Source organism: Thermaerobacter litoralis (assembly GCF_054654595.1).
Genome location: NZ_BAAIES010000003.1, coordinates 20,745 through 43,341 on the forward strand (window position 1 = coordinate 20,745; position 22,597 = coordinate 43,341).

Annotated in this window: 25 protein-coding genes; 3 read left to right on the top strand and 22 right to left on the bottom strand. The window is 69.6% G+C overall.

Translation table 11 applies throughout. From position 1 onward, the window contains the following. Window positions 1-43: 43 nt before the first annotated feature. Together ACYQ02_RS01285 and ACYQ02_RS01290 are read right to left on the bottom strand one after the other, a co-directional pair. Window positions 44-505 carry a hypothetical protein gene (locus ACYQ02_RS01285; RefSeq protein WP_460038630.1) on the bottom strand — a complete coding sequence of 154 codons (462 nt, stop codon included), beginning with the start codon at window positions 503-505 and terminating at the stop codon, window positions 44-46. 120 nt (window positions 506-625) lie between these two features. Next, complete coding sequence (locus tag ACYQ02_RS01290; protein WP_460038631.1) at window positions 626-1,141, bottom strand: AAA family ATPase; 516 nt, start codon at window positions 1,139-1,141, stop codon at window positions 626-628. Between the two features lie 324 nt (window positions 1,142-1,465). On the opposite strand from ACYQ02_RS01290, the gene ACYQ02_RS01295 reads away from it, so the two are divergent. After that, window positions 1,466-3,136 carry a DEAD/DEAH box helicase gene (locus tag ACYQ02_RS01295; RefSeq protein WP_460038632.1) on the top strand — a complete coding sequence of 557 codons (1,671 nt, stop codon included), beginning with the start codon at window positions 1,466-1,468 and terminating at the stop codon, window positions 3,134-3,136. Window positions 3,137-3,925: 789 nt separating this feature from the next. On the opposite strand, the gene ACYQ02_RS01300 is transcribed toward ACYQ02_RS01295, so the two are convergent. The 4 genes from ACYQ02_RS01300 to ACYQ02_RS01315 form a co-directional block, all read right to left on the bottom strand. Then, on the bottom strand, window positions 3,926-5,620 hold the full coding sequence (locus tag ACYQ02_RS01300; RefSeq protein ID WP_460038633.1) for a zinc ribbon domain-containing protein: 1,695 nt from the start codon (window positions 5,618-5,620) through the stop codon (window positions 3,926-3,928). A gap of 44 nt (window positions 5,621-5,664) precedes the next feature. Beyond that, complete coding sequence (locus ACYQ02_RS01305) at window positions 5,665-6,261, bottom strand: hypothetical protein (protein ID WP_460038634.1); 597 nt, start codon at window positions 6,259-6,261, stop codon at window positions 5,665-5,667. Between the two features lie 122 nt (window positions 6,262-6,383). Beyond that, a complete protein-coding gene (locus ACYQ02_RS01310; RefSeq protein WP_460038635.1) occupies window positions 6,384-6,728 on the bottom strand; it encodes a hypothetical protein in 345 nt (114 codons plus the stop codon). Beyond that, on the bottom strand, window positions 6,725-6,916 hold the full coding sequence (locus tag ACYQ02_RS01315; protein ID WP_460038636.1) for a hypothetical protein: 192 nt from the start codon (window positions 6,914-6,916) through the stop codon (window positions 6,725-6,727). The genes ACYQ02_RS01310 and ACYQ02_RS01315 overlap by 4 nt, the downstream gene beginning before the upstream one ends. 432 nt (window positions 6,917-7,348) lie before the next feature. Here ACYQ02_RS01315 and ACYQ02_RS01320 point away from each other — a divergent pair, with 432 nt between their 5' ends. Together ACYQ02_RS01320 and ACYQ02_RS01325 are read left to right on the top strand one after the other, a co-directional pair. After that, window positions 7,349-7,759, top strand: a complete 411-nt coding sequence (locus ACYQ02_RS01320; protein ID WP_460038637.1) for a hypothetical protein — start codon at window positions 7,349-7,351, stop codon at window positions 7,757-7,759. A gap of 257 nt (window positions 7,760-8,016) precedes the next feature. Next, entirely contained in the window at window positions 8,017-10,002 is a 1,986-nt protein-coding gene (locus tag ACYQ02_RS01325; protein ID WP_460038638.1) for an ATP-binding protein, read from the top strand. A 176-nt stretch (window positions 10,003-10,178) separates the two neighbouring features. Here the strand turns inward: ACYQ02_RS01325 and ACYQ02_RS01330 are convergent, their stop codons facing one another. The 16 genes from ACYQ02_RS01330 to ACYQ02_RS01405 form a co-directional block, all read right to left on the bottom strand. Continuing rightward, entirely contained in the window at window positions 10,179-10,529 is a 351-nt protein-coding gene (locus ACYQ02_RS01330) for a hypothetical protein (RefSeq protein WP_460038639.1), read from the bottom strand. A gap of 318 nt (window positions 10,530-10,847) precedes the next feature. Beyond that, a complete protein-coding gene (locus tag ACYQ02_RS01335; RefSeq protein WP_460038640.1) occupies window positions 10,848-11,681 on the bottom strand; it encodes a hypothetical protein in 834 nt (277 codons plus the stop codon). 11 nt (window positions 11,682-11,692) lie between these two features. Then, window positions 11,693-12,139, bottom strand: coding sequence for a hypothetical protein (locus ACYQ02_RS01340; protein ID WP_460038641.1), 447 nt, complete (start codon window positions 12,137-12,139; stop codon window positions 11,693-11,695). A 113-nt stretch (window positions 12,140-12,252) separates the two neighbouring features. Continuing rightward, on the bottom strand, window positions 12,253-13,368 hold the full coding sequence (locus ACYQ02_RS01345) for a DNA polymerase III subunit beta (RefSeq protein WP_460038642.1): 1,116 nt from the start codon (window positions 13,366-13,368) through the stop codon (window positions 12,253-12,255). A gap of 320 nt (window positions 13,369-13,688) precedes the next feature. After that, window positions 13,689-13,901 carry a hypothetical protein gene (locus ACYQ02_RS01350; protein ID WP_460038643.1) on the bottom strand — a complete coding sequence of 71 codons (213 nt, stop codon included), beginning with the start codon at window positions 13,899-13,901 and terminating at the stop codon, window positions 13,689-13,691. A 222-nt stretch (window positions 13,902-14,123) separates the two neighbouring features. Beyond that, a complete protein-coding gene (locus tag ACYQ02_RS01355; protein ID WP_460038644.1) occupies window positions 14,124-14,432 on the bottom strand; it encodes a hypothetical protein in 309 nt (102 codons plus the stop codon). 47 nt (window positions 14,433-14,479) lie between these two features. Further along, entirely contained in the window at window positions 14,480-16,240 is a 1,761-nt protein-coding gene (locus ACYQ02_RS01360) for a DEAD/DEAH box helicase (RefSeq protein WP_460038645.1), read from the bottom strand. Between the two features lie 36 nt (window positions 16,241-16,276). Beyond that, window positions 16,277-16,525 carry a hypothetical protein gene (locus ACYQ02_RS01365; RefSeq protein WP_460038646.1) on the bottom strand — a complete coding sequence of 83 codons (249 nt, stop codon included), beginning with the start codon at window positions 16,523-16,525 and terminating at the stop codon, window positions 16,277-16,279. After that, entirely contained in the window at window positions 16,483-16,680 is a 198-nt protein-coding gene (locus tag ACYQ02_RS01370) for an SPFH domain-containing protein (RefSeq protein WP_460038734.1), read from the bottom strand. The genes ACYQ02_RS01365 and ACYQ02_RS01370 overlap by 43 nt, the downstream gene beginning before the upstream one ends. 192 nt (window positions 16,681-16,872) lie before the next feature. Next, the gene (locus ACYQ02_RS01375) at window positions 16,873-17,007 is read right to left on the bottom strand and encodes a hypothetical protein (RefSeq protein WP_460038647.1); all 135 of its coding nucleotides are present in this window, start codon (window positions 17,005-17,007) and stop codon (window positions 16,873-16,875) included. Continuing rightward, window positions 17,004-17,240 (bottom strand): hypothetical protein, encoded by a 237-nt coding sequence (locus ACYQ02_RS01380; protein WP_460038648.1) that lies wholly within the window; start codon window positions 17,238-17,240, stop codon window positions 17,004-17,006. The genes ACYQ02_RS01375 and ACYQ02_RS01380 overlap by 4 nt, the downstream gene beginning before the upstream one ends. 277 nt (window positions 17,241-17,517) lie before the next feature. After that, complete coding sequence (locus tag ACYQ02_RS01385; protein WP_460038649.1) at window positions 17,518-17,829, bottom strand: hypothetical protein; 312 nt, start codon at window positions 17,827-17,829, stop codon at window positions 17,518-17,520. Window positions 17,830-17,960: 131 nt separating this feature from the next. Further along, window positions 17,961-18,734: an ATP-grasp domain-containing protein gene (locus ACYQ02_RS01390; protein ID WP_460038650.1), complete on the bottom strand. Its 774-nt coding sequence runs from the start codon at window positions 18,732-18,734 to the stop codon at window positions 17,961-17,963. Between the two features lie 701 nt (window positions 18,735-19,435). Continuing rightward, window positions 19,436-20,428, bottom strand: coding sequence for a hypothetical protein (locus ACYQ02_RS01395; protein WP_460038651.1), 993 nt, complete (start codon window positions 20,426-20,428; stop codon window positions 19,436-19,438). Between the two features lie 72 nt (window positions 20,429-20,500). Continuing rightward, entirely contained in the window at window positions 20,501-21,031 is a 531-nt protein-coding gene (locus tag ACYQ02_RS01400) for a DNA-processing protein DprA (protein WP_460038652.1), read from the bottom strand. A 32-nt stretch (window positions 21,032-21,063) separates the two neighbouring features. Continuing rightward, window positions 21,064-22,254: a replication-relaxation family protein gene (locus ACYQ02_RS01405; RefSeq protein ID WP_460038735.1), complete on the bottom strand. Its 1,191-nt coding sequence runs from the start codon at window positions 22,252-22,254 to the stop codon at window positions 21,064-21,066. Window positions 22,255-22,597 lie beyond the last annotated feature (343 nt).

Consider the following 22,597-nt stretch of genomic DNA (forward strand, 5'->3'; position numbering starts at 1 on the left):
CCCCGAGCGCAACGACTCGGGGCCCGCATCGCTTTGCGGCCGCCTACTCCGCAGCGGTGCCGCGGCAGGCCGTTACGACGGCCCCTACCGTGGTGCAGGCCGCATCCGCGTTGCTGATGCCGTGGCCGGGCAGGAGGATGCGCTTCGCTCCTGCCTGGCCCTCGGCCTGATCGGCGAGCGGCGCGACATCCTTGAGCGCCTCCCCGATCCCGTCGGGCCCCACCCCCGTGCGGAGCACGACCACGGCCCCGTCGGCGACCACGGCGACAGCAAAGGAGCCCTCACTCCACGGCCCGGCGAGGACCAGGGCAGTCCATCCTTCGTCCGACCGGATTTGCGCGATGTCCCACTCGACCGCCTCGGGGTCGAGGTCCCCGGCCGAGGACGTGCGAACGGCACCCCACACGAGCTGCCATTCCGGCAGCCGGAACCGGCGCGCCGCCACATCATACATCTCGCGGGCGGTTCCGCCGGCCGGAACATAGACGCCAACCGTCACCACCATTGGGGGATTCCCTCCTTGTGTGCCGGCACGGGCGCGGAAAAACAAAAAACCCGCGCCGGCAGTGGCTCGGGTCATCGCAACCCTCAAGTCAAGCAGGGATGGGAATGAGGCGAAATGAGGCTACAGGACACGCCCCAAGGCGAGCCCTGCAATGGCCAGGACAAGACTGGCCAGCAGACCGACGATCCAACGGCGCATCCACCGTTGCTCGTCGCCCAGGGACGCCATCAGGGTGCCGAGGTTGCGGAGTTCGGTCCCCTGCACCTCCAGACGGGTCTCGATCCCTTCGACCCGCTGCTGGAGGAAAGCGACCCTCCCCTCAAGGGCATCGAACCGCTGGCCGAACTCACGAAAGCGCGCCTCCAGCGTGTCCATACGCTGGGCAATAGCGCCCAAACGCGTTTCCATGCGCGATTCCAGCGCGTCCATGCGCTGGGCAAGTGCGTCCCAGCGCGTTTCGAAGCGTGATTCCAGCGCTTCTAGCCGGCGTTCAAGACCGTCCTGCTGGCGCCGGAGGTCCTCCAGGCGCTGCAGAATCAGCCACGTCCCGTCGACCGGGCCCTTTCTGGATCCCGCCTGGGACTCGCCCGCCTCGGGCTCCTTCGTGGCGGCCTCCTCCGGAGCCGGCATCGGCATGCTCCCCCTCCTTTCACCAGTGTACCAAGCAAAAAACGCCTCGCACACCGGGGAATCGCCGCCCTTTCAAGGGGGCGTTCCAAGCCGTCCTTTCCCGAGGACGACCATACCGTGCGCGAAGCGCCTTGCCTTTAGGTTAGCCGGTCCTTCTGACCCAAAGCAAGCCTTGCTTTCAACTTCCGTTTGGCTTGCGTCCATGCGTCCAGATATTTGGACGCTTCCAAACCGCGTATGCGTCGCGTCCAAACGAGGCACTTCAACCGGCCTGGATCGTTCGCCATGAACACCGTGAATTGGTAAACTTCGTTGCAGGAGGTGGACCGGTTGCGTTTTCACCCGAGCCGCAAGGACCCCGAGTGGATCGTCTACCGGGACGACTACTACCCCCATCGGGTGGCAGCGATGCGGCAGGTGCCCGGAGCCCGCTGGATCGGCTGGCAATGGGTTTTCCCCCGCACGTCCTGGCCGCAGGCCGCCCGCGCCTTGCGGCTTCGGCCGGCCCACTGCTATCCGTACCTCACCCGCCTCATTCCGCGGCACCTGACGGGCCTCTTCGCCCGGCTCGGGCCGGACCGGGTCGAGCTGGCCGGCCCTTCGGCACTGGTCGAGGAAGCCGTCAAAGACCTTGAGATCCTGTGCGGCTACGAACAGCCGGCGCCCGTCCGCCGGGGCCAGCCGCCGCGGCCCGAGCGCGTGAGCCTGCTGACGGGCCGCCAGGATCAGCCCGGCGGGGTGGTGCTTTCCTTCCCCGAAGGCCTGCGCCGGCGCATCGGCCACTTCCTGCGCCTTGCGGGCGCCTCCGTCCAGGTCGAGCCGGAACCGGCCCCTCCGCCCAAAAGCGTCCACGCCACGATGCCTGCGCTGCGGGATTACCAGCGCCAGGCCGTGATGGAAGCCCTGGCCCGGCGGCGCGGCACCCTTGTGATGCCCACGGGCGCCGGAAAGACGCGTACGGCCGCCGGCATCATCGCCGCCGCGGGCCAGCGAACCCTGTTCTTGGTCCAGAGCAGGGACCTGGTCCGGCAGACGGTGGCGGCGTTTCAGGAGCACCTGGGCCTGCCCATCGGGGTCATCGTTGAGGGCAAGGTGCGCCTCCAGGAGGTCACCGTGGCCACCGTCCAGTCGCTGCTGGCCCGGACCGCCGAAGGGGCGGCCGAGCGGGACGCGATCCTCCAGTGGCTTGGGGGCGCGCAGCTCCTCATCGTCGACGAGGGGCACGGGCTGGGGGCGGACACGGTCTACGCGGCGGCCCGGATGTGCCGGCCGGCCTACGCCTTTGCGCTGACGGCCACGCCCCAGCGGGAGGACCGGCGGGAAGTGCAGATCGAGGCTGCCACGGGACCGGTCTGGCGGCCGGCGGGCTGCAGCGACGGCGAGCTGGTCGAGCGGGGCTACTTGCTGCCGGTAAAGGTCACCTGCGTGCCGTTCGTCCACGGGCGCAAGGCCCGCGGCCGCACCCCGGCCGAGCAGTTCGCCGAAGGCATCGCGGCGAACGAGGCTCGCAACCACCTCATCCTGCGGCTCGCCCGTACCGCCTTGCGGGCCTACAAGACCATCGTGCTGGTCAAGACGAAGGAGCACGGCGAGCACCTGGCCGCCCAGCTCGGCATCCCCTTCGTGCATGGAGCGACGAAGGATCGCGGCCCCATCTTCGAGGCCCTCGGCCGAGGTACGATCCGTGGGATCGTGGCAACGCCGTTGCTGGAGCAGGGCGTCGACATCCCGGAGGCGGAGTGTCTGATCGACGCGGTACCGCGGCGGAGCGCCGTGAAGATCCTCCAGACCATCGGGCGGGTGCGCCGGCCCGCACCGGGTAAGACGATCGCGCGGGTCGTGACGGTGATTGACCTCGACGGCGGCCCCTTCGAGCGGGCCGCCGCCCGGAAGCTGGATGTGTACGAGCAGGCCGGCTTTGCCTTAAGCTGGCTTGATCCAGTAACGCTCCGGCCGACCCAGGCAGCGCCGGAGGGTGCGGCAGCCACCGTTGCGGGCTAGGCCTTGCGGCTGCCGGCAGCTGCAACCGATGGTCCCGCTGATGCAGGTCATGGCAACGATGACCCCAGACCGCGGTCTCACCAACTTCCCGGTGAGCAGGTCATTGCAACCCCCAGGGGAGGCCAGCTCCCACAGCCGGTCGAAAGTCTCACCAACTTCCCGGTGAGCAGGTCATTGCAACCCTTACCTAACGCCCCACAAGTCTCACCCATGCTTCCCGGTGAGCAGGTCGTTGAAAACCTTTGCCAGATGATCCCTGCTTCACAAAACCCGTTTCAGTCGTTTTTCATTGGGGTTGTGGCTCTCCCGGTCCGGGGGTGGGATTTCGCCTCTTGGGCGGCGTTGCCGCCCAGATTTCATTCCAGGCTCGCCCCGGCCATAGCCCGCTGGGTGGTCGGGGTTCGTGGAAGTTTGGTCATGCACACCACTGCTTTCCGGGCATCCGATCTGGCATCAAGTCCTCCCTACCGCAACGCGCCACGGACCGGCCTGCCTTCCGGACAAACCGTCGGCAATCCACCCGGATGGACGGGGGAAGCGCGCTGCAGCGCCCCCCGCGCCGACCGTCAGGCGTCCTCCTCCTCGCCCCGATCGGCCGCCGTCGCCCGATCGACCACCTCCGTCTCACCAACCATCCCGGTGAGCAGGTCATTGCAACCACAGTAAGTCCCTCTGCTTGGCAGTCGCCGCTTGTCTCACCAACATCCCGGTGAGCAGGTCTTTGCAACCCTAAATTTAACACATCTCGCTTGGGGTTCGCGTGCTTTATGCAAGTGCAGGCCACCATGGCTACGACGCAGACCGCGCCCGTCCCGTGCCCCGTCGCAGGAGGTTGATCGCCGCATTACGGTCCTGGTCCCAGAGGGTCTGACAGTGCTCGCACCGGTGCAACACCATCGATCCGGCCACGAAGCGATTGATCCGCCCGCATACATGACAAGTCCGCGTCGTATCCTTCGGGTCGACTGCGACCAGCTCGCCCCCCCGCTTGCGCAACGCGGAGGACAGGCACTGCCGCAAAACGGAAAGCGCCGCCATATGCCGCAGCGTTCTCGTGGGTGCCGGCGCCGAATCCTTCGCTTCGGCCTCCCCCAGTTCGGCCATCTTCCGCAGATCCATAGCCTCCACGCACACGTACCGGTACCGTGCGGCAACCCTGGCCGCGAACACCCGGTAGATGTCCCGGCGATGACCGATCAGCTTGGCGCGCAGGTCGGATGCCCATGTATAAAGGTGCCGGTCTTGCTGGCGCCAGGCCCACAGCTGCTCAAAGATCGCCTCGTCCCCGTGAAACCGTCGCTCCGCCCACACTTCCGCCAGCTGCCGGAGCCGTCCAGCCGATCGCCACTGCGAAAGTCCAGCCGTGGCAGCGTGCAGCCAGTCCGGAACCTCTCGCCCGTCGAGCCACGCCACCAAGCGGTCGCGCATGGCGCCAAAGTGAAGGTCTGCAATGGACTGCAGTTGCCAGACCTTCTCCATCGCCTGGAGCCACGATCCGGGCAAGACCACCTCTTCCTCGTAGCCATCCTCCCCAACGAGGTACGCAACCCTCAGGCCGTCCTGCACCTTGCGCCATCCGAGGTCGATGCCGCAAGCAAGGGCAGGCGCCGGGTCGAGGATGCGCGCTGACGGAAGCTCAACGGCAAAGTGCAGTGCATAGATCCACCGGAGGCCCTGTCGCCGCCGCTGCAGATAGGCCGCCTTGATGCGGGCCCCTTCCGGCATGGGCCGATGGACCCAAACGGGCACTTCAATCCATCGGGGGGAGCGGTCCGGGTTGGACCCGATACGGATGCGGGCCACGGTCTTGCACAGCTTCGCCCTGCGCCGCCGCCCCCTCTCGCGCCACGCCTCAGGCGGCACAGGGTCGATCTGAATCCGTGTGTCCCGGCCGCTGAAAAGCTCCTTCCACGGGAGTCCCCCCTGGAGATGGACCGCAATCGTTCCCTCTCCCGTGAAGGCGCGGAATCGGGGATCCGCTTTGCTGCGCCGCATCCGCTCGGCCGCCTGTTCCACAAGGCCGTACGTCGGCCAGTAAAGCCCACGACGACTGAAGTCGGCGCGCGCCTCTTTAAGCGCCTCGCGGCTCGACCGGTCGATCGCGTGCAACGCCGTCTTGATAACGGGATCGTTCGCAATCCGCCGCCGCTCTTCGCGCAGCTGCTTGCGAACCTCCGCCAGCTCCTTCCGCACGGCACGCGCCTCGGCTTGCAGGTCCGCTACGCCGGCCGCCGCCCGGCTCCGGGACGCCTGACGGGCCGTCCGAATCTGGCTCCGGAGCGCCTCAAGGCGCTGGGCCAGCGCTTCTGCCTGGGCCGCCAGCCCCGGATCCTGGTACTGATCCAGAAGTTCCCGCACCCTGCGCCGGCGCTCCCGTTCAATTTCGACCAGCTTGTTCCGATAGGCGTGAGCAAGCCGCAGCTGTTCCTCCAGCACCGCGACATGCTCGGGACGGGGCGACGCCGCGCCGTATACGTAACGCATCGCCGGACCCGCTGACCGACCAAACGCCATGCCCCTCGACCCCCCTACCCCGCGTTGTCGGCCGCCGCCACCAGCTGCTGCAGGACCGCCCGCCCGGCCTCCAGGGGCCGTACCCTCTCAGCCGGCCCGAGGACCTCGATCCAGGCGACGTCCCGCTCCCACACCCGCTCCAGGACCGGCCAGAGCCGGCTTAGCTCCTGCAGGCGCAGCCGGGGAAGCGGCACGGCCCCGTCCGGTACCGTTCCGTACACGGCCTCCCACCACCGGGCCAGCGCCTCCAGCTCCTCGGCGAGCGCCGCCCGGGCTGCGGCGGTCCAAAGGCACCGCCGGCGCCAGGCCCGAAGCCGGTGGCCGATGAGTTCCCACGTGCCGCGCCGGACCGTCCAGGCCGTTTCCCCGGCCCGCTGCCAGACGTCCTGCAACACCGTGGCGGCGATGTCCAGGCCCATGGCCGCCTCGTGCCGCATGGCCGCCACATCCGGCGGAACGCGCCAAACGGACTTGGCGACGACATCCAAGGACACGTCGAGCCACCACAGCGCGGCCGGCAGCCGGCAAAGGCGCGGATCGCGCCGATCGAGGGGGAGCTGGGGGGCGGACGGATCCTCATCCTGCCGGGAGCGCCGGAGCACCCGTGCCATCTGGGCGAGGACCGCTTCCGCCGCCGGGGCGTGGCGCCGGTCTCCGGCGGTCCGGGGTCCTAGACCAATGGGCATTCGCTCAAGCCTGGGGCGACGGCGCCACCCGTGCATGTTCGGGGCCCTCATCGCTTCTGCCGCGCCTCCAGGGCGTCCGCGAGATCCTCGAGGATCTGCCCGGCGCACTGCATCGTGTAGGCCCGCTCGAGCCACTCGAGGGCATCTTCGCTACCCGGTCCCCGCTCGACCATGCTGCGGGCCACACCGGCCAGCGAATAGCCGATGTGCCGGAGCTCTTCGGCCAGGATCGGCTCCTCCCAGGGCACCCAGACCACATCGCCGCTTTCGGGCAGCGCCTTCAGCTCCGCCTCAAGCGCCGCCAGGCGGCCCCGGATGGCCCGGCTCGACAGGGCCGGGTCGTTCGTCCGCAAAGCCGCCGCCAGGTCGCGCAGCCGCACCGCAAAGCTCATGCGTCCTCCCCCTCTCCTCCCTCGCCTTGCGCCTGGGCGCTCTCGGCCAACGCCCTCCGCAGGAGCCGCTCGACGGTTTCGCTCAGGTACTCGTCGTTCCGCGCCGCCTCGACCCGCAGCGCCCGGACCAGATCGGGCGGCAGAAAGAACGTCACGCGCCGGCGGGCGGGCTGCTCCCCCTCGGCCATCCCGGATCCCCTCCTCTGTCTTCGTTCGATGGGCAGGACAAGCCCTCGGGTTGTCGCCATTGTACCACGTGGAACGTCACTCATGCTGTATGCGGGCACAGTCTGTGTTGAGGACGTAAGGTGATAACCCTGTGATGCCATGGCATAGATTGCACTGCAACTGCAACAACTAATCAGCCCAGCGGCGGGGATGCCGTCTGGGCCGGGCCGGGGTGCAAGTCTTGCGGGCAAGTCTTGCGGGTGGAGGACGGTTCAGGGAAGCCAAAACGTCTCGACCAGGAACTTCGTCAGGGCCAAGGTTGCGCCCGTGATGACGAGCACCCAGCCCAGGAGCACGAGTCCAGGCCGCGCGGCCGGCTGCATGGGGGCTCACCTCCACCCGGCAGGGTGTCCCCGCCGCGGTCCGGCCATGCGTGAAGGAGGCCGGGGGCGATGCGCATCCTTGTCAGTTGGGGCCGGCAGGGCCCGGAGCGGCCCCCTTTCGTCCGAACGGCCGCGGCCGTCCTCGTGGCGGCGGCGGCCGGCCTGGGGAGCCGTCTTGCGGAAGCCTCGCTGCCGCCGGGGCCCATGCCCGTCCCGCTACCGGCTGCGGGGCTTGCGACGACCGACATGGTGATGCGGGCCTTCGACCCGCTCATCAATCTCGTCCAGGCGCTAAGCTATCCCCTCTGCTTTCTGCTGCTGTCGGCAGGCTGTTTGCTGATCATGGCGGGCTACCGGGCGCGAGGGCTCGACATGATTCGCTGGGCGGCCGTGGGTTACATCCTGGTGCAACTGGCGCCGGCCATCATGCGGGTCCTCGTCGACGTGGGGATGGCGATGCGCCAAGCGCAGGCACCGTAGTCTGGGCCCTGGCGCCCGGGTCCGATCCAGGTCACCCGGAGCGGTTCTGCCGGGCCGTCGCGGATCTTTGGACGCCGCCGGCGGAGCGCTGGCAGGCAGGCCGGTTCGAGCCGCTGCCGGTCGTCAGCTGGGAGCTTTGGCTGGAGCCGGGCGGGGCGCGCTGGCAGCTTGCCGTACCCGCCGCTCTTGCGGCCAGCCTCCGGCGCCAGGCGGAACTGGCCTGGCCGGGCATTCAGCTCGAACCGGCCGCGGACGCCATGGCCCGCTTTGCTCCACAAGCGGCGGGCATCGCGACCCTGCAGCGTCATTACCTCTTCCCCCTTCGGGCCGACCGGCGCACCGCCGATCCGTTACCCGGCCTGTTGGATGCCGGCCGGCTGCTCCGTTCCGGCGAGCGGGCGGTGCTCCAAGTGCTCCTCGTTCCGGCCCCGCCGGATTGGTGGGCAGCAGCCGTTGCGGCGTACGAGCGGTTGCGCCAGGGCATCATGCCGCGCCGCGTCGCCGTCGACGGGGCGGCGCTGGCCCGGGGCGGCGCCTACGCCCTGGCCCTGGCCCTGTGGGAGGTCGCGTCGATTGTCGGGGAGCTTTTGGTGGGGGAACCGCCGCCGGCCACCTGGCGGCAGGAGGAGCCCGACCTGGCGACGGTGCTTCGCGAACGGCCGGATCACCGGCGGATTGCCGCCAAACTCCGCGGCCCGGCCCTTGACGTCACGATCCGGGCGGGGGTGGAAAGTCCCGATCCCGTCCATGCCCGGGCCGTATTGCAGGCGCTGGGCTGGGCGCTGCGGGATTTGGACGCGGACAATGCCCTGATTCTCCGGCCAGCCTCTCCCGATCGGCTGGCCGCCGCCTTGCGCCAGCGCGCCGTGCCGTGGAAGGTCAACCACGACTACCTGTCCCTGGCCGAGGCCGCGGCCCTTTTGCAGCTGCCGTCCCGCACGCTGGCCCAGGCGTTCGACCTGGCGCTTCCGCCGGGACCGGAGCAGGCCCCCCCTGCGGTGCTGCGGGCGGGCGGGTTACGGATCGGGACAGTGACCTTCCGGGGCCGGACCTGGCCGGTGCACCTGCCGACCGTCGATCTGGACGAGCTCTGCTTGCCACGGCTGTGCATCGGCGGGATGGGCACGGGCAAGACCCGGGGCTTTGCTGCGAACTTTGCGTACGAGGCCGTGCGGGCGGGCTACACCGTCATCGTCTTTGACCCTGCGGCCGGCGAGATCGGCGATGAGCTCGAAGCCGTGTTGCCGCCCGAGCAGATCCGGCGGATCCGCTTGGGCCGGGACGTCATCGCGATGGACTGGCGGGAGGTGCGCTATGCGCTTCGGGCGCGGAACCGCCTGGCGTCTGAGGTGCTCGGCTTTTTCGAGGGCATGGCGGACGAGCCGGGCGTTCAGACGGCGCGGTTTTTGCGGGCGGCGGCGAAGGCCGCGCCCGGAGGCCGGTTGTCGGAGATCACGGCGCTGTTTGTGGACCCGGCCTACCGGCGGGCGCAGCTTGCCCAAATGCGGCCGGCGGAGCGGGCCGTGTGGGAAAGCTACGACGCGTTATCCGACGCCCGGCAAAACCAGATTGCCTTGCCCGTACTCAACCGGCTGGACGTGATTCTGGGGGACGATTACCTGGCGGACTGTTTTGCGGCCCAAGCGGGGCTCGATCTGGTCCCCGTGATGGAACGGCCCGGACATGTCCTGGTGCTCGATGCTCCGAAAACGGACCTGGGGGCGGAGGCGCTGGACGTGTTGGGGGCGCTGGTTGCCTCGAAGATCCACCTGGCGATGCTGCTGCGCAAGAGCCGGCATCCGGTCTTTGCCGTGTGGGACGAGCCGCACCAGTACCTGCGCTCGGCGCGGACCTGGCGGGCGGCAGCGGTGGAAAGTCGCAAGTGGCGGGTCGGTTACGTCTGGTTGATCCACGCGTGGGAGCAGCTGCCGCGGGACGTGGCGGCCATCATCCGGGCCGCCCTGCCTCACTATCATCTCTACCCGTCCAGCCCAGCGACCTGGCAGACGCTGGCCGCGGAGATCGCCCCCTGGACGGTGGAACAGGCGCTGCAGATTCCCCGCTACCACGCCCTCCACATCCTACGGGCCGGTGGCCGGACCCTCCCGCCCGTGCTGGTGGCGATGGATCCGCCACCATCACGGCGCCACCGACCACCAGAGGGCCAGCACGGCGGCCACGGCGCCGACGCCGCCAAGGATCAGGGCGGCCTCCCGAAGCAGCGCCCGCTCCGCCGGGCTTAGCGCCTCCTCCGGCGTGAGCGGTCCACGGAGGCGTCGCTGCGCCCAAAGCTTGCGCACGATCGTCCGCAGACTCGATCCCTCCGATCCCGGCCGGTCAGTCCGGCGACACGTTTTGCCACAAGTTTACACAAAAAAGAGGGGGGCGCGGCCGTCGCCCCCCTTCCATCTCGCCGGGGCTACAGGCGCGCCAGCGCCTGCGCCCCGATGATCCGCCCCTGGTCGTCGCGGACCGTTTGGTCCACGATGACCAGGTCCTGGCGGTCCGGGACCGTTTCGGCGACGGCCCGGGCCACCAGCAACAGGACCCCGGGTTCCGGCTCCGGCAGCTGGGCCGGGGCCGTCACCCGGGATCGGAAGACGGGCACCGGGAAGGGTACGCCCTCGATGTCGACGGTCCCTTCCTCAACCCGGCCAATCACCACCCGCGCCGGACCGGCCGGATCCGGCGCAATGGTGTGTTGTTCCCCATCCGGTCCGACCAAGGTGACCGGATGGGGCGTCAGGTTCCGCAAACGAAAGCGGGACATGGTGAACCCTCCTTACGCCGGGCCCCGGCCCGGCGGATAAATAGAAAATGCCCACTCGGTCGACCCGGCGGGCAAAAAGACAAAAAGCTGCCTTTGTCTTTGGATGGCCGCCGCTTGAGCGGCGGTCCTTGGACCGCACCTAAAGGCGCAGTCCGTTCCCCCCAAAGGGGGTGGTGCACAAGGCACCCGTACTGCCTTCACGTTACCACTGCAGCTCGTCTTTGCCAAGCCTCCGGGCGCGTTCCGTCGACGTGGTACGGGACCTGCTCACACGCCGACCCGCCCGCCGGGTCGGCAAACGAAAAGGCTGCCGAGACATCAGCCCAGCAGGCCGAATGCCTCGGCAGCCGCCACGTCCTCGGTGCGCAGGCTTGTCAGCCAGCGCGCCAGGGCCTCCCCTTCGAGCCGCTCGGCGGCCGCCAGGCCGCGCGTCAGCCGATGCGCCACCAGCCGGGGAGGTTCGCCCGGCCAGCGGACCCAGATCTCGGCCTGGGCCGAGCCGCCGCGGACCGCCAGCCCTCGCCATGCCGCAGGCCAGGCGGCCAGCAGCCGGCCCAGCGAAGGTGCTTCGCACACCGCCGCCACCCGCGCGGCTTCTTCGAGCACCAGGCGGGCGGTGTCAGCCACCACACCGTCCTCCGGCACCGGGCCCAGGCAAAACCCCGTCCCGTCGGTATGGGTCGCGGCCGGCTCGATCCCGGCGGCCACGGCGATGTTCCACCCGACCCGGCCGCCCAGGTTCCGCCACCACGCATCGGCAGGGGCGGACCCGGTCCAGGCCCGGACCAGCGCCCCGAAGATCCCCCCGAGGCGTACGGCCTCGGGCGAGACCCACACGGTCTGGCCGGTCGTCATGAGCAGCCTTTCCTCGGCCGCCCAGGTCAGGCCGTTGCGCAGCCACGGTACCGGCCGGTCCCCCGACCCTGGCCGTGGCGCGGACAGGATCCGGCCTCCGGCCAGCAGCCAGCGCGGAAACCGCCCCCGCCATCCCAGCTGGGCATGCGGCGGATCCGCGGGCTGCCAGGTAACATACGTGCTGGCCTGGCGGACAAGCGGCAGCCACCCCGCCGGCCGCTTGGACCCGCGGGGCAGCGTCGCCAGCGCCCACACGAGACGCTCCGTCCCAGGCCGGACGGCGGGGCCGTCTTCCACGCTTGCACCTCCTACGCCCCGCCGAGCCGAAGCCGCTCGGCCAGCGGGTGCCGCCGTACGGTGGGCGGGAGGGATGCCAGAGCCGCCAGCACCGGCGTGCAAGGGCGCGGGACGGCCGCCGCACAAAACCACAGCTTCGGCCCGCTGCTCCGGTAAGGGCGGCGCCACAAGAACGCCTCCGGAGCCGCCGCCCAAGCCGCCTCCAGGGCCTCGAAGACGGCATCGGGCGCCGCCGCGCAACGACGCAGACCGAGGGCGCCGGCGATAGCCTGGGCGACCGGCTGGAGGATGCGGACCTCCACCGCACCGACCCCTTCCTCGCCGCCGCCAAGATCGCGCACCTGGTCGAAGACCAGCACGCCGCCTGGCACGCGCCGGGCTACGGGGGGCTTGCCGTCGACCGCCGACCGGATGCGGCGAAGGAGGGAAAGGCGCCATGTCGCTTCCGTTGCGGTCATAGGGAGCCCTCCTCTTGAGACGCCGCAGCATACCCTGCGGCGTCGGTTTGTGCGAAGCCGGTGGGGGCCGGCCCGCGATGGACCCGGCCCCCACCCCACGTTCCGCCGTTGCTTTACGCGGCCTCGATCTGGGGCACCCGCACGGGCAGAACCCAGTACCGGACCGTTCCGCCGCCGTGGGCGGGCTCGAGGACCGCGGCATTGGTGGGGCTGGAGAAGCCGATGGCCACCTGGTCCCCGGCCACACAGCGCAGCCCGTCAAGCAGGTACCGCGGGTTGAAGGCGATCCGCAGGGTCCCGCCCGTGACGGTAGCCGGGACGACATCCCGGGCCGCTCCCAGGTCCTGCCCGCGGGCGGCCAGCCGGATCCCGTCGGGTCCCACGTCGAGGAGGACGCAGGACTGGGCAAAAGGGACGACCATGACGCCGACCCGGGCGAGGGCGGCGGCCAGGGCCTGCCGGTCCACGACAGCCCGCACCCCGTAGCTTTGGGGCAGCAGGTCGTGGATCGCCGGATAAGTCCCCTCGAGGAGGGGCAACCGAACGGACGTCACGACCGCACCCGTCCGGATCTCCGCCCAGGCGGCCTTCGGGCCCATGCGCAGCGTGACCCGCTCCGCCCCGGCTGCAACCCGCGCCGCTTCGGCCAGGGAGCGGGCCTCGACGACGACGGCGTCGGTGCTCAACACGAGCCCCTTGCGCTCCAGCGCCAGAACCCGGTAGCCGTCCGTGGCCCAGACGGTGGTGCCGTCCGGGCCAGGCCGGAAGCACACACCCTGCAGGATCGGCCGTGTCGCGTCCGTTGCCGTGATGGGCGCGGCTCGCTGGCCCAGGTCCGCGAAGTCGATCCCGGCCAGGGTGACTGCAGACCCCTCCGCATCCGCCTCCGCGAAGACGGTGGCAGGGAACAAGTCGACTGAACCGGTTCGCAGCAGGACGGCCGACCGGTGCGTTTGGAGCAGGACGCCGCCGGCGTCGCAGCGGATCGTGACATCCCCCGCCAACCGGCTGGCCACCTGGTAGAGCTTCCGGCCCGGCAGGACGGCTTCGCCCGCGGCGCGAACGGTCGCGGGCACGGTGCGGCGGATGGCCCGCTCGCCGCCCCAGCCGTCGACGACACACTGCCCGGCCGTGGCGGCAAGCCGTACGGCCGTCTGGATGCGGTCCGTGGCCCGCAAGGCCGCCCGAGCCGCAGACCGCAGAAGCGCAGCATCGACCACAAGGTGCATTGCACCCACCTCCCCCGGGGGACGTGATGGGGGCCGTTCAAGGCCCCAAAAACAAAAAGCGCCCGCACGGGATGGGTGCGAGCGCTTCAGCGCCACGAGCTTCGGCCAGCCTCTTTGGAGACTGGCGCGGCAACCATCGTTCTGCCGCCAGTCTAGCGAGCGGGGCCACGGCCGTCAACCACGCTTCAGCCCAAAAGCTGCCGCGTCAGCCCGGTCGGACAACCGTCACGACGGCCATCTCCAGTGCGTCGGCCTTTTCGCCGCCCGTGGGCTTCCGAGGCTTGCCCTGCCGAAGCGCGCCGTGCGACACATCGGGGAGTTCAATGCGCGCTCCGTACTTCTTCACGTTTGCGTGCGAGGAACGGAATAACTTTCGCCATGGGCGGCGTTGGCAACACAATCCGCCCCGCGTTGATCCACCGTCGGATAGTGGCGGGCGTGGTACCCATGTACGCGGCCACCGCTTTGATGCGACGCCGGGCATCCTCGACCGGGATGCCGAGCGCTCGGGCGAGTCGTTCCGTGCTGTTCACTGGCTCCCACCTCCTTCGCAACCCACCTGTCGCACGCGCGCCTTCGGGCAGGCGAATCACCTGGGGCGGTAGCCGACAGACGGCACATCGGGCTGCGCTCGGGCGTTGCGGGCGTCTTACGATCCGTCCTTGCGCCTGCACCGGGATCGGGATGCCCGGCCCCAACGGCCCACTCCACGGGGTCCTACTCCACCCGATCCGCGTCAGGCCGACCGTTTAGGCCTAGGGCTCGCATGTTTCCGGCGGCACGTGTTCCAAGGTGCCGGGCCCATCGGACACGATGTAGCAGGCGCCGGTTTTGCTGTCGCGAACCACGAACAGCCGAGCGCCAGCGTCCTTGACGTAGTACCGGCCGACGAGCTGGAAGCGTTTGTCGTCGGCAGCCGGGAAAACCTCGTCACTAGAGACGCCCGGGGGGATCACCATGGCGTAGAGGACGGCGACGAGGAGCCCGAGCGTTAGCAGCGTTAGCAATAGCCCACCCAGCAAAAGACCTCCTGTCCTTTTGACCCCGGCGAAAATCCCTTGCACACCCATTGCCTTCCTTAACTTGGCCTATACCCTAAGCGACGTGGCCTTTACCCTAAGTGGAGCGCCGTCTCCCGGACACTCACCCCTTGCTCGCGCAAAAGCTGCACCTGCCGGCGGGCGAAATCCTCCTCGGCCGTGCCAGCCGATACGAGGTAAACAGCGCGGGCGGTATCTTTGGGCCGCATGATGCGCCCTGTGCGCTGGGTGCCTTCCTGGCGGCTGCCGCCGTGCCAGCTGAGCATCAGGGCGAGTTCCGCATCGGGCAGGTCGAGGCCCTGGTTGCCGACGCGGCTGACGACCAACGCCCGGATCCGGCCGGCCCGGAAGTCGGCGTAGAGGCGCTCCCGCTCGGCATGGGGCGTTTCGCCCCAAACGAAGGGCAACCCGAGGGCCTGCGCCACCGCCTGCCCGTGCTCGACCCACTCCACGAACAGGAGGGCTTTGGCGCCCGGCTCCGCGGCAAGGATCCTGCGGGCCGCCTCGATCTTGGCCGGGTTCATGGCCGCGACCTGCACGGCCCGAATGCCGCGGGCCCGGCGGTAGGCCTGGCGGGCCGTCTCCGGCAGCGGCAGCCGCCACAGTTCGACCTCGGGCTGCGCGACGAACCCGCCGGCAAAGAGCCGGCCCCACTCCCCGCCGATGGGCGGGCCGATGAGGGCCCAGATGTCCTTTTCGCGCCCGTCTTCGCGGACGGGGCTTGCCGTCAGGCCTAGGCGCCGGATGGCCTGAAACCGCGCGGCCTGCCGGAAAAAGGGCGCCGGCAGGTGGTGGCATTCGTCGAAGACGATCAGCCCCCAGGGGCGGTCAAAAAGGCGCTGGTGAGCCGGATCGGCCGCCATGGTGTAAGTCGCAACGGTGATCGGCGCGATCCGCTTTGCGCCGCCGTGGTAAAGGCCGATCTGGTGTGCAGGCCAGGTCGTCTTCTGGGCGATCTCGCGCCGCCACTGCTCGGCGAGCTCGCGCTGGGGCGTGAGAATCAGGGTGGACGTCTGGCACTTGCACACAAGCCCGAGCGCCACCACGGTCTTGCCCGCCCCGGGCGGGGCGAAGAGGACGGCTGCACCCAGCCGGTAGGCCTCTTCAACGTAGCGGCGCTGGTAGGCATCCCAGCGCGGGTCGGCTTCCACGTCCGGCCGCAGGCGGATCGCGACGGGCTCGCCCTCGGCAAGCCGTGCCCGGTCGGCGACGGGATAGCCCAGCCCGAGGAGGACGCGCTTGAGGGCATGCCGGTGGACCGCCCCGTCAGCCCCCTGCTTGATGCGGACGGCGGGGAGACCGCCGACGCACCGGTTCGGGGCATACAGGTGCTTGCGGACCGCCTCGCGCCGGAGGATGCCGGCCAGCTCCTCTTCCGAGCGGGACCGGAGGACCAGATAGCGGCCGTCGGGGCCGTCCTCGATGGCAAAGACGTTGCGCCGATCCCAGGCCTGCCTGGCCCACTCCCAAAAGTGCGGATGGTCCGGCGCGTACCGGCGGAGGATGGCGTCGACGACGTCCCATTCCGCCACCCGCCAAAGATCCTGTTCCCGGACGACGACCGAGTAGTTCCCGTCCTTGTCGGCGTAGTCGAGATGACCGATGGTGGCAAGGTCTTCGAGCTGCCGCGGGGAAGGCCGGGATACGATGAACTGCCGGCGCGGCTCAAGGAAGAGGACGGTGCCCTCCGGCTCGGGGGTCGAATCGGCGCGCGCGGCCCCCTTGTCCGGGGCGCGGGACGCGTCCAAGGCCGCCCGCAAGGCGGCGGCCGCCTCCTCGAGCTGCATGGCCAGGTGTTCGATGACCTCGCGCCGCACGGTGATTTCCGCCACCGGCTCCCTCCTCCCCGCGGGTCATTGGGTGCGACCTTATTCCTGCTTGTCTCGACCTGTGGGCACCTGAATGAACGGAATCGCCCCACCAGTAACATTGGGCAAATGGCCATCCCACTTTTCAATCGCGGCCCGCATGGCTTCGATCTCCCGTAGGCGAAGCAATTCTGGCGTTAGGGCTTCCCGCTGGATCCGTAGCGCTTCGGCTTCCGCCTTCGCTTCCGTCACCCGTTGCTCGGCTTCTATGCGGATGCGCTCCAGATCCCGCCTGGCCTTGAGCGCCATTTGTTCGGCGGTTTGCTGGCTTCAATGGCCCGGTTGAACTCTTCGCTGAAATTGAAGTCGATGATGTTGTATCCATCGACCACTAAGCCGTAGGGGGCAAGTTTCTTTTGCAAAAGGCTACGCGCCGCTTCGCTGACTTCGGGTCGTTTCGTAATGAGGTTTTCCGCATTGTATTGCGCCGTAACCGCCTTAAGGCTTCCTGGACGGCAGGCTCAACAACGGTTTGGGCGTAGTCGGGTCCGACCCTTTGGTAGAGGGTGTGGGCCTAATTCGGGTCCACGTGGTAGTTCACGGCAATCTTTGACGTGACCAACTGCAAGTCGTTGGATGCCGCGCTCGCGTCGGTTTCAACCTTTCTCCGTGATGCCCATCTCCGGCCACCACGGGGACGCCATCTTGGCCTGCCCCCGCGTCTCCGCCCACACGACATCCCACACCTCGCCGCCATCCGGCTCCGTGACGTAGACATACCACGCCTTCATTCCGCACCACCCCGCAGCCGTCCAAGGCGTCGCAACCGCGCCCGGCACCGCAGGCAGGTGACGTCTGCCTCCGTGCCGAGAACCCGCGGCCTCGGCGACCGCAGCCAGATCGGCTTGTTATCGTCGCGGACGAACCGCCAGCCGCACAGCGTGACGTCGGCATCGCCCTCCACCGCGTGCAGCTGCCTCCCGTAGACGATCCAAATCCGCTCGTCCTCTGGGTAATGCGACACCCTCCGCGCCACCCAACTCGCCCTCCCCATCCGGACCGACACCTCCATCGCCACGCCCATTGCTCGCGCCAATTGGACGGCCCGGGCCAGCGACCGGAAGAACAGCTCCAGCGCCAGGTCGGGGTCCACATCCTGGGCCCCGTGCTCGGGCGGCGGCGGCCGCCTCGAGCTCTTGGGCGAGGTGTTCGAGGACGTCGCGTCGCACGGCGATCGTCTCCACGTCCTACCGCCTCCCCCGCTGCGTCCGGTCATCCGAAGCCTCGCCGCGACTTCGGTTCTAGAGCCCGGCTTCCTGCGCCCCCACCGCTTCTTGCCGGCGGATCCACTCGAGGATGGCCTGCCGCTCCCGTTCGGCCGCTGCGAGGTCGATGCCGTAATAGTCGCCGAGGATCTGTTCGATGGTCCGTCCGGCCGGCCAATAGCCGGCCGGTTGCGCGAAATCATCGCCGACCCGTACGGCGTCCTGCCAGACGCAAAGGACGTACCCCTCGTCCCGTAGCCAAGCGAGGAACTCGCCGATCATGCGCAAGGCCTCCTGAACGGCGGCCATCTTGTCCAATTGCGGCGTTGCAGGCCGGTGATGCGGCATGGTCGCACCTCCTTCGCCACGCATCGCGACTGGCACAAGCATACCACATTCTCCCTGCACGGAAGGCCCGGGCGAAGAAAGCCAAAGCGGGCGGCGCCCACTGGGCGCCGCCCGCCGGCTGTCACCGCGGCCTACTTGACCGGAACAAGCCAGTCGAACGTACCGGTGCTGGAAGCCGCGTCCGGATCGTGCTGGCCATCGGGTCGCCAGCTGAGTTCGCCCCGCGCGGCGTCGATCCAGTACCAAGTCCCGGCCTTGGTACGGGCAAAGTCGACGCTCCAGTAACCTGGCAGGGCGGCACCGATTCGCTCGGCGTACGTCGTCAGCAACGCGACTTCTTCGGGCGTTTCCTGGTTGATCGCCCGCAGGCGTTCCCGCCAGTTGGCGGGTGTCTCCTGGCAAGGACGGATGGCGGCCTCGGGCCAGTAGGGATAGTGGGTCTCCACGCGACCGTCCCGGACAAAGTACCGCCGCTCAGGCGCAATCGGCAGCCGGCCGTGGAAGGCGACAAACCGCGCATCGAGCGGCAGCACCTCGCGGAACACCACGGCCGTGAAGGGCAGCCCGAGAATGTCCGCGAGCAGGTTTTCCTCGACGAGGCGAAAGAGGTTGGGCACAAGGTCCTCGCGGCATTCGACGAAGCAGGTCTGCCGCCACGAATGCTTCGCCGCTGCGGCGTCGGTCCGCATGAAAACGGGATAGCCGATACTTGCGGCAGCGGCCTCCAGCTCGGCGCGAAGGGCCGGAGGAAGGGGCCGGTCCTTCGTGACCGCCTCCCGAAGGGCCCGCCCGCAATCGGCCACGATGACGGTCCGCGGCTTCGGCACGTTCACGTGGGCGGTCCGGGGCCACCAGTACGTCAGATTGCTCTGCAGAGCCAGTTCGGTGGCACCGATTGCCTCCAAGGTGCACGCCCCCTTTCTGCAAAAGCAAAAGCGCCCCTGCCCTGCGGAACGCCGCCGCTTGCTGCGGCCGGCTTTCCGGGGGCCCGCTTTCACAGGCCCCGCCCCCCAACGGGGGCCGGTTGCAGGTGCGCTCGCACCGACGTCGCAACGTTTCGGCAAAGACCTGGCAAATCCTTCTGGTCTTGTGCTACGGCACGCCCGACCGTCTGACAGACCACCGGTCGTGGGCCCAGACCAGGCCCTATACGTTCAGGCCGTGGCCGAGCGCCTGCGCGGCCGCACGGAGTGTCGTGCCGGTTACGACGACGTTGTCCACGAGCCAAACGGTGCGGTACCTTGCCAGGATGGCGTCCCCGCCGGCGCACAGGACAATGGCCTGCGATTCCGGCGGAACGGAGCCCCGGCCTGCCAACCGGGATTCACGGCTTGACGCAACGGCGTGAGAGCGCGTAAGCAGCGGGGCCACGACCAGCCCTGTACGCTGCGCGATCGCCTGGCATAAGGCCGCATTGGCCGACGGATCACCCCACCGGTCCGGCACCGGCACCAGAAGCCCCGGGCGGTCGATCGCCCCGCCCGTGCCAGCACATCGGCCACGGTGCGCAATGCGGCGGGATCGGGCCGCTTGAGCCGCCACGCCAGATCGCGCACGGCCGGATCGGCCCGGTACCAAGCGCCCGCTCGCACGCGCAGCGGCGGCCTCACTGCGCCCACCGCGCTTCCCGCGGCGGGCAAAGCACCAGATCGGTCCCGCGGCGCCGGACCTGCACCGGCCAGATCCCCCCAAGCCGTTCCGTTTCGACCGGCACGATACCCTCCCGCTCAAGCTGCTCTTCGATGATGCCGGCCGCCGCCGCGGCATGCCCGGCACCCAACAGGTACGGCGCCCACAGCGCCCCGGATCCGGCGAAGGTCCGCCCGGCCCACAGAGTCGCCAGCGCGTAGTCGACAGGCGCATCGGGCCGCCACGGCTCGGCCGAGTGCAGGGAGACCATCAAGGCCAGCGGACCGCCGCCAACCTCCGGCGCCACAAGCCAGGTCCAGTACGGTCCTTCAAACGCCGCTAGGGCCCCCCGGCCCATCGCCAGGCCCAGCGCCGCCGCCGGATGTAGCCGCGCCGCATCGCCGAGCTCATCGAACAGGCGGACCACGTCGACCCGCTGCCGCAAGATCGCGCCGCCAGCGGCCTCCGCCGCCTCCGGGATCTCGCGCTGCAGCCGGAGCTGGCGGGCAAAATGCCGCGCCGCCGTCTCCGGGGCCATGTTGTGGCCAAAGAACAGCGCCCAGCTGGTCCAGTCCCAGCACGGCATCATCACGTCCGGCCCCGCCAGTGCCATCGCAGTCGCCGCCGTCCAGGACGCCGGCAGGTAGCGCGCCCCCTCAACGGGCGCGTCGACGCCCGGATAGCGCAGCACCACCTGCCGCCCGTCATCGAGCAACCAGCGACCGACGATCCCGCCTGGCAACGGTACCCCGGGCGGAATTACCTGCCACTCCCAATCCTCGATCTCCTCCGCCTCGGCGACCGGCACCGGCCCCTCCAGGACGACCCGCGCAACCCGGTCCGGGCCGACCAGGGCCTGACCGGATAGCCGTCCCGGCCCCCAAAGCCGCGGAAGCTCCACCGGCACCCACGTCCCGCCCTGCTCCTCGCTGTAGACGACGGCCAGCCGCCCATCCTCCCAGTGAACCACCGGCCCTCCTCCTTCCCCCATCACCCAGACAGGCACGTTCCGGCATCCCCGGAGCATAGGCTGGCGCAGGCTTCAGCCGCGCCAGCCCTGCCCGGGCCCTCGCAGGCTTTCCAGAAACGTCGCCACGGCCGCCTGTGCATCGCCAAAGTCGACCGGATCGGGGAGGACCAGCACCGGCCGGCCGAGCGCATGGGCCGCCCGGATGGCCTGCCACGTCCCGCCGCGCCCACCCCGCCGCGGGAAGGCGATGACCGCCCGCGCCATGTCCACCAGGCCGTAATCCCGGGCCAAGAGCCGCCGGGCCCAAGAACCCAGGCGCTCGGGTGCAGGGTGGAGCCGGTCCACGGATGCGGTCCACTCAGGCTGCCGCCGAGGATCATAGACGACCACCCGCCCTGCCAGCCCCTCGCACGACCCAAAACCCCGCCACGGCACGACGACCACGGCGTGCTGCTGCACAGCGGCGACGGCGGCCGCATCGACGCCCTCCGCCCCGCCGGTGACCACCTCATAGCCGGCCGCCACCGCCGCCTTCGCCGCCCAGGCGGCCGCCGCCCGCGTCGGCGGCGCCGGTTTCCGCGTGCCTACAATGGCCACCCGCACCGCTCCCCCTCCCCTGTCCGGCCCGTAGCCCCTCACCGGGCCCGCCGGGCCGTCCGTGCCGGGCGGGTGCCCGGGCCCGGGCCGGGCCGAACCGGCCCGGCAATCCGTTCCCAACCGGCTACCGAAGCGGCTGCCCCTGCCTTCCGCGGCGCAAGGCGAAGGCCGCCATCCGTGGCAAAGAGCGCGGATGTCGTCCACAAGACGCGCCGTCCGGCCAAAAGATCGGCAGCCTCTTCCCCGGCCAGCCAGAACACCGGGTAGATCCGCCCACCCGGCAGAGCCGCCGCCCACGCTTCGGCCCGCCCGGCCCAGGCCAAAAGTCCCCCTTCGTGCCGGGCATCGAGCACCAGAAGACCGGGCCGCCCCGGTCCGGGCCGAACAAGCGGCATCCGCCACGCACCGGGCGGTTCGACCCACTGGACCGTTGCCCCCGCATAGCCCGCCTGCTGGAGGGTCTGAGTGATCCGCTGTGCGGCCTCTTCATGGGGCCGGGCCGCCCCGGGCCGGCCCGCCCAAAAGTGCCACTCGGCGCGCAGCCGCTCCAGGCAGGCTTCTTGCGCGCCGACCCAGATCGATAGGGCCGGTCCGGCCCCGGCCCGTTCCCCGGTCAGGCCCGCCGGCGCCGTGCAGAGCCACTCGTCGAGCCACTCAGCAAAGAGCACGTTCAGCTGTGCAAACCGGGTGGGGCTCGGCCGCTCCAGCACCCACAGCACGCGAATGGACCGGTTCCGGCCGAAATCCCGGAAGGCCAGGACCTCCCGAAGCCGACTGAGCTTCGACTTGAGCTGGCTCGGCCGGACCGTTCCTCTGTCCACCTCGACCCACACGGAAAGCCCATCCAGGTCCACCCGGGCATCGGGATCGTAACTGACGTCATACGTTCCCACCGTCGCCCGCCCGTGGGACCGCCACAGGCCAAGCACCGGTGCGCCGTCCAGCGTCTCCGCCACCGCCGCAAAGAGCTCGTTCAGCAAGGCGCGGTGGCGGGACGGCTGCCGCGGCCGGTACCCCCAGCCGCTCAGGGCCGGGCCGGTCCAGACTTTGGCCGCCCACGCCTCGCCCTGTGCGGTGATCGCCCACCAGGCGAACCGGTCCCGAGCCGTCCGCCGAACCAGGCCGTCCCTTGCCATTTGGGCGATGGCCTTCCGCACCCACCGGTCACTCCGAGCCATGCCGACACTCCGCAAGACCTCGCGAAGATCCCCCGAACGGAACTGGCCCATGCGATCCGCAGCGACGAGGGCGGCTGCGGTGTCTTCCGCCGTGACGGCTTGGGGGACCGGCTCGAACGTGCGAAACAACTCGGACCTCACCACCGTGAACGATCCTATAGCACGCGTGCCAACGAATCTGGAGCAAGCCTTCTACCACCAACGTTTTTTGGTCCTGAAAACCGTGCCATTGTTGGCACGGTTTTTTACCCTATTTTCACCGTCCGAGGCGGAACGTGCAAACGTCGCATTTCGCCGTGCCAGCGAACACGAAAAAACCCTTGCAGCACAAAGTTTTTTGGCGATTGACAGTCGTGCCGCACCTGGAACGGACGCACCCCGTGTCGCCGTCGCC

Coding starts and splice junctions, on each gene's coding strand:
- ACYQ02_RS01285 (WP_460038630.1), bottom strand. CDS start 505: ATGGTGGTGACGGTTGGCGTCTATGTTCCGGCCGGCGGAACCGCCCGC.
- ACYQ02_RS01290 (WP_460038631.1), bottom strand. CDS start 1,141: ATGCCGATGCCGGCTCCGGAGGAGGCCGCCACGAAGGAGCCCGAGGCG.
- ACYQ02_RS01300 (WP_460038633.1), bottom strand. CDS start 5,620: ATGCGTTACGTATACGGCGCGGCGTCGCCCCGTCCCGAGCATGTCGCG.
- ACYQ02_RS01305 (WP_460038634.1), bottom strand. CDS start 6,261: ATGGCACGGGTGCTCCGGCGCTCCCGGCAGGATGAGGATCCGTCCGCC.
- ACYQ02_RS01310 (WP_460038635.1), bottom strand. CDS start 6,728: ATGAGCTTTGCGGTGCGGCTGCGCGACCTGGCGGCGGCTTTGCGGACG.
- ACYQ02_RS01315 (WP_460038636.1), bottom strand. CDS start 6,916: ATGGCCGAGGGGGAGCAGCCCGCCCGCCGGCGCGTGACGTTCTTTCTG.
- ACYQ02_RS01320 (WP_460038637.1), top strand. CDS start 7,349: ATGCGCATCCTTGTCAGTTGGGGCCGGCAGGGCCCGGAGCGGCCCCCT.
- ACYQ02_RS01325 (WP_460038638.1), top strand. CDS start 8,017: ATGGCCCGCTTTGCTCCACAAGCGGCGGGCATCGCGACCCTGCAGCGT.
- ACYQ02_RS01330 (WP_460038639.1), bottom strand. CDS start 10,529: ATGTCCCGCTTTCGTTTGCGGAACCTGACGCCCCATCCGGTCACCTTG.
- ACYQ02_RS01340 (WP_460038641.1), bottom strand. CDS start 12,139: ATGACCGCAACGGAAGCGACATGGCGCCTTTCCCTCCTTCGCCGCATC.
- ACYQ02_RS01345 (WP_460038642.1), bottom strand. CDS start 13,368: ATGCACCTTGTGGTCGATGCTGCGCTTCTGCGGTCTGCGGCTCGGGCG.
- ACYQ02_RS01365 (WP_460038646.1), bottom strand. CDS start 16,525: ATGGCGCTCAAGGCCAGGCGGGATCTGGAGCGCATCCGCATAGAAGCC.
- ACYQ02_RS01375 (WP_460038647.1), bottom strand. CDS start 17,007: ATGAAGGCGTGGTATGTCTACGTCACGGAGCCGGATGGCGGCGAGGTG.
- ACYQ02_RS01385 (WP_460038649.1), bottom strand. CDS start 17,829: ATGCCGCATCACCGGCCTGCAACGCCGCAATTGGACAAGATGGCCGCC.
- ACYQ02_RS01405 (WP_460038735.1), bottom strand. CDS start 22,254: ATGGGCCAGTTCCGTTCGGGGGATCTTCGCGAGGTCTTGCGGAGTGTC.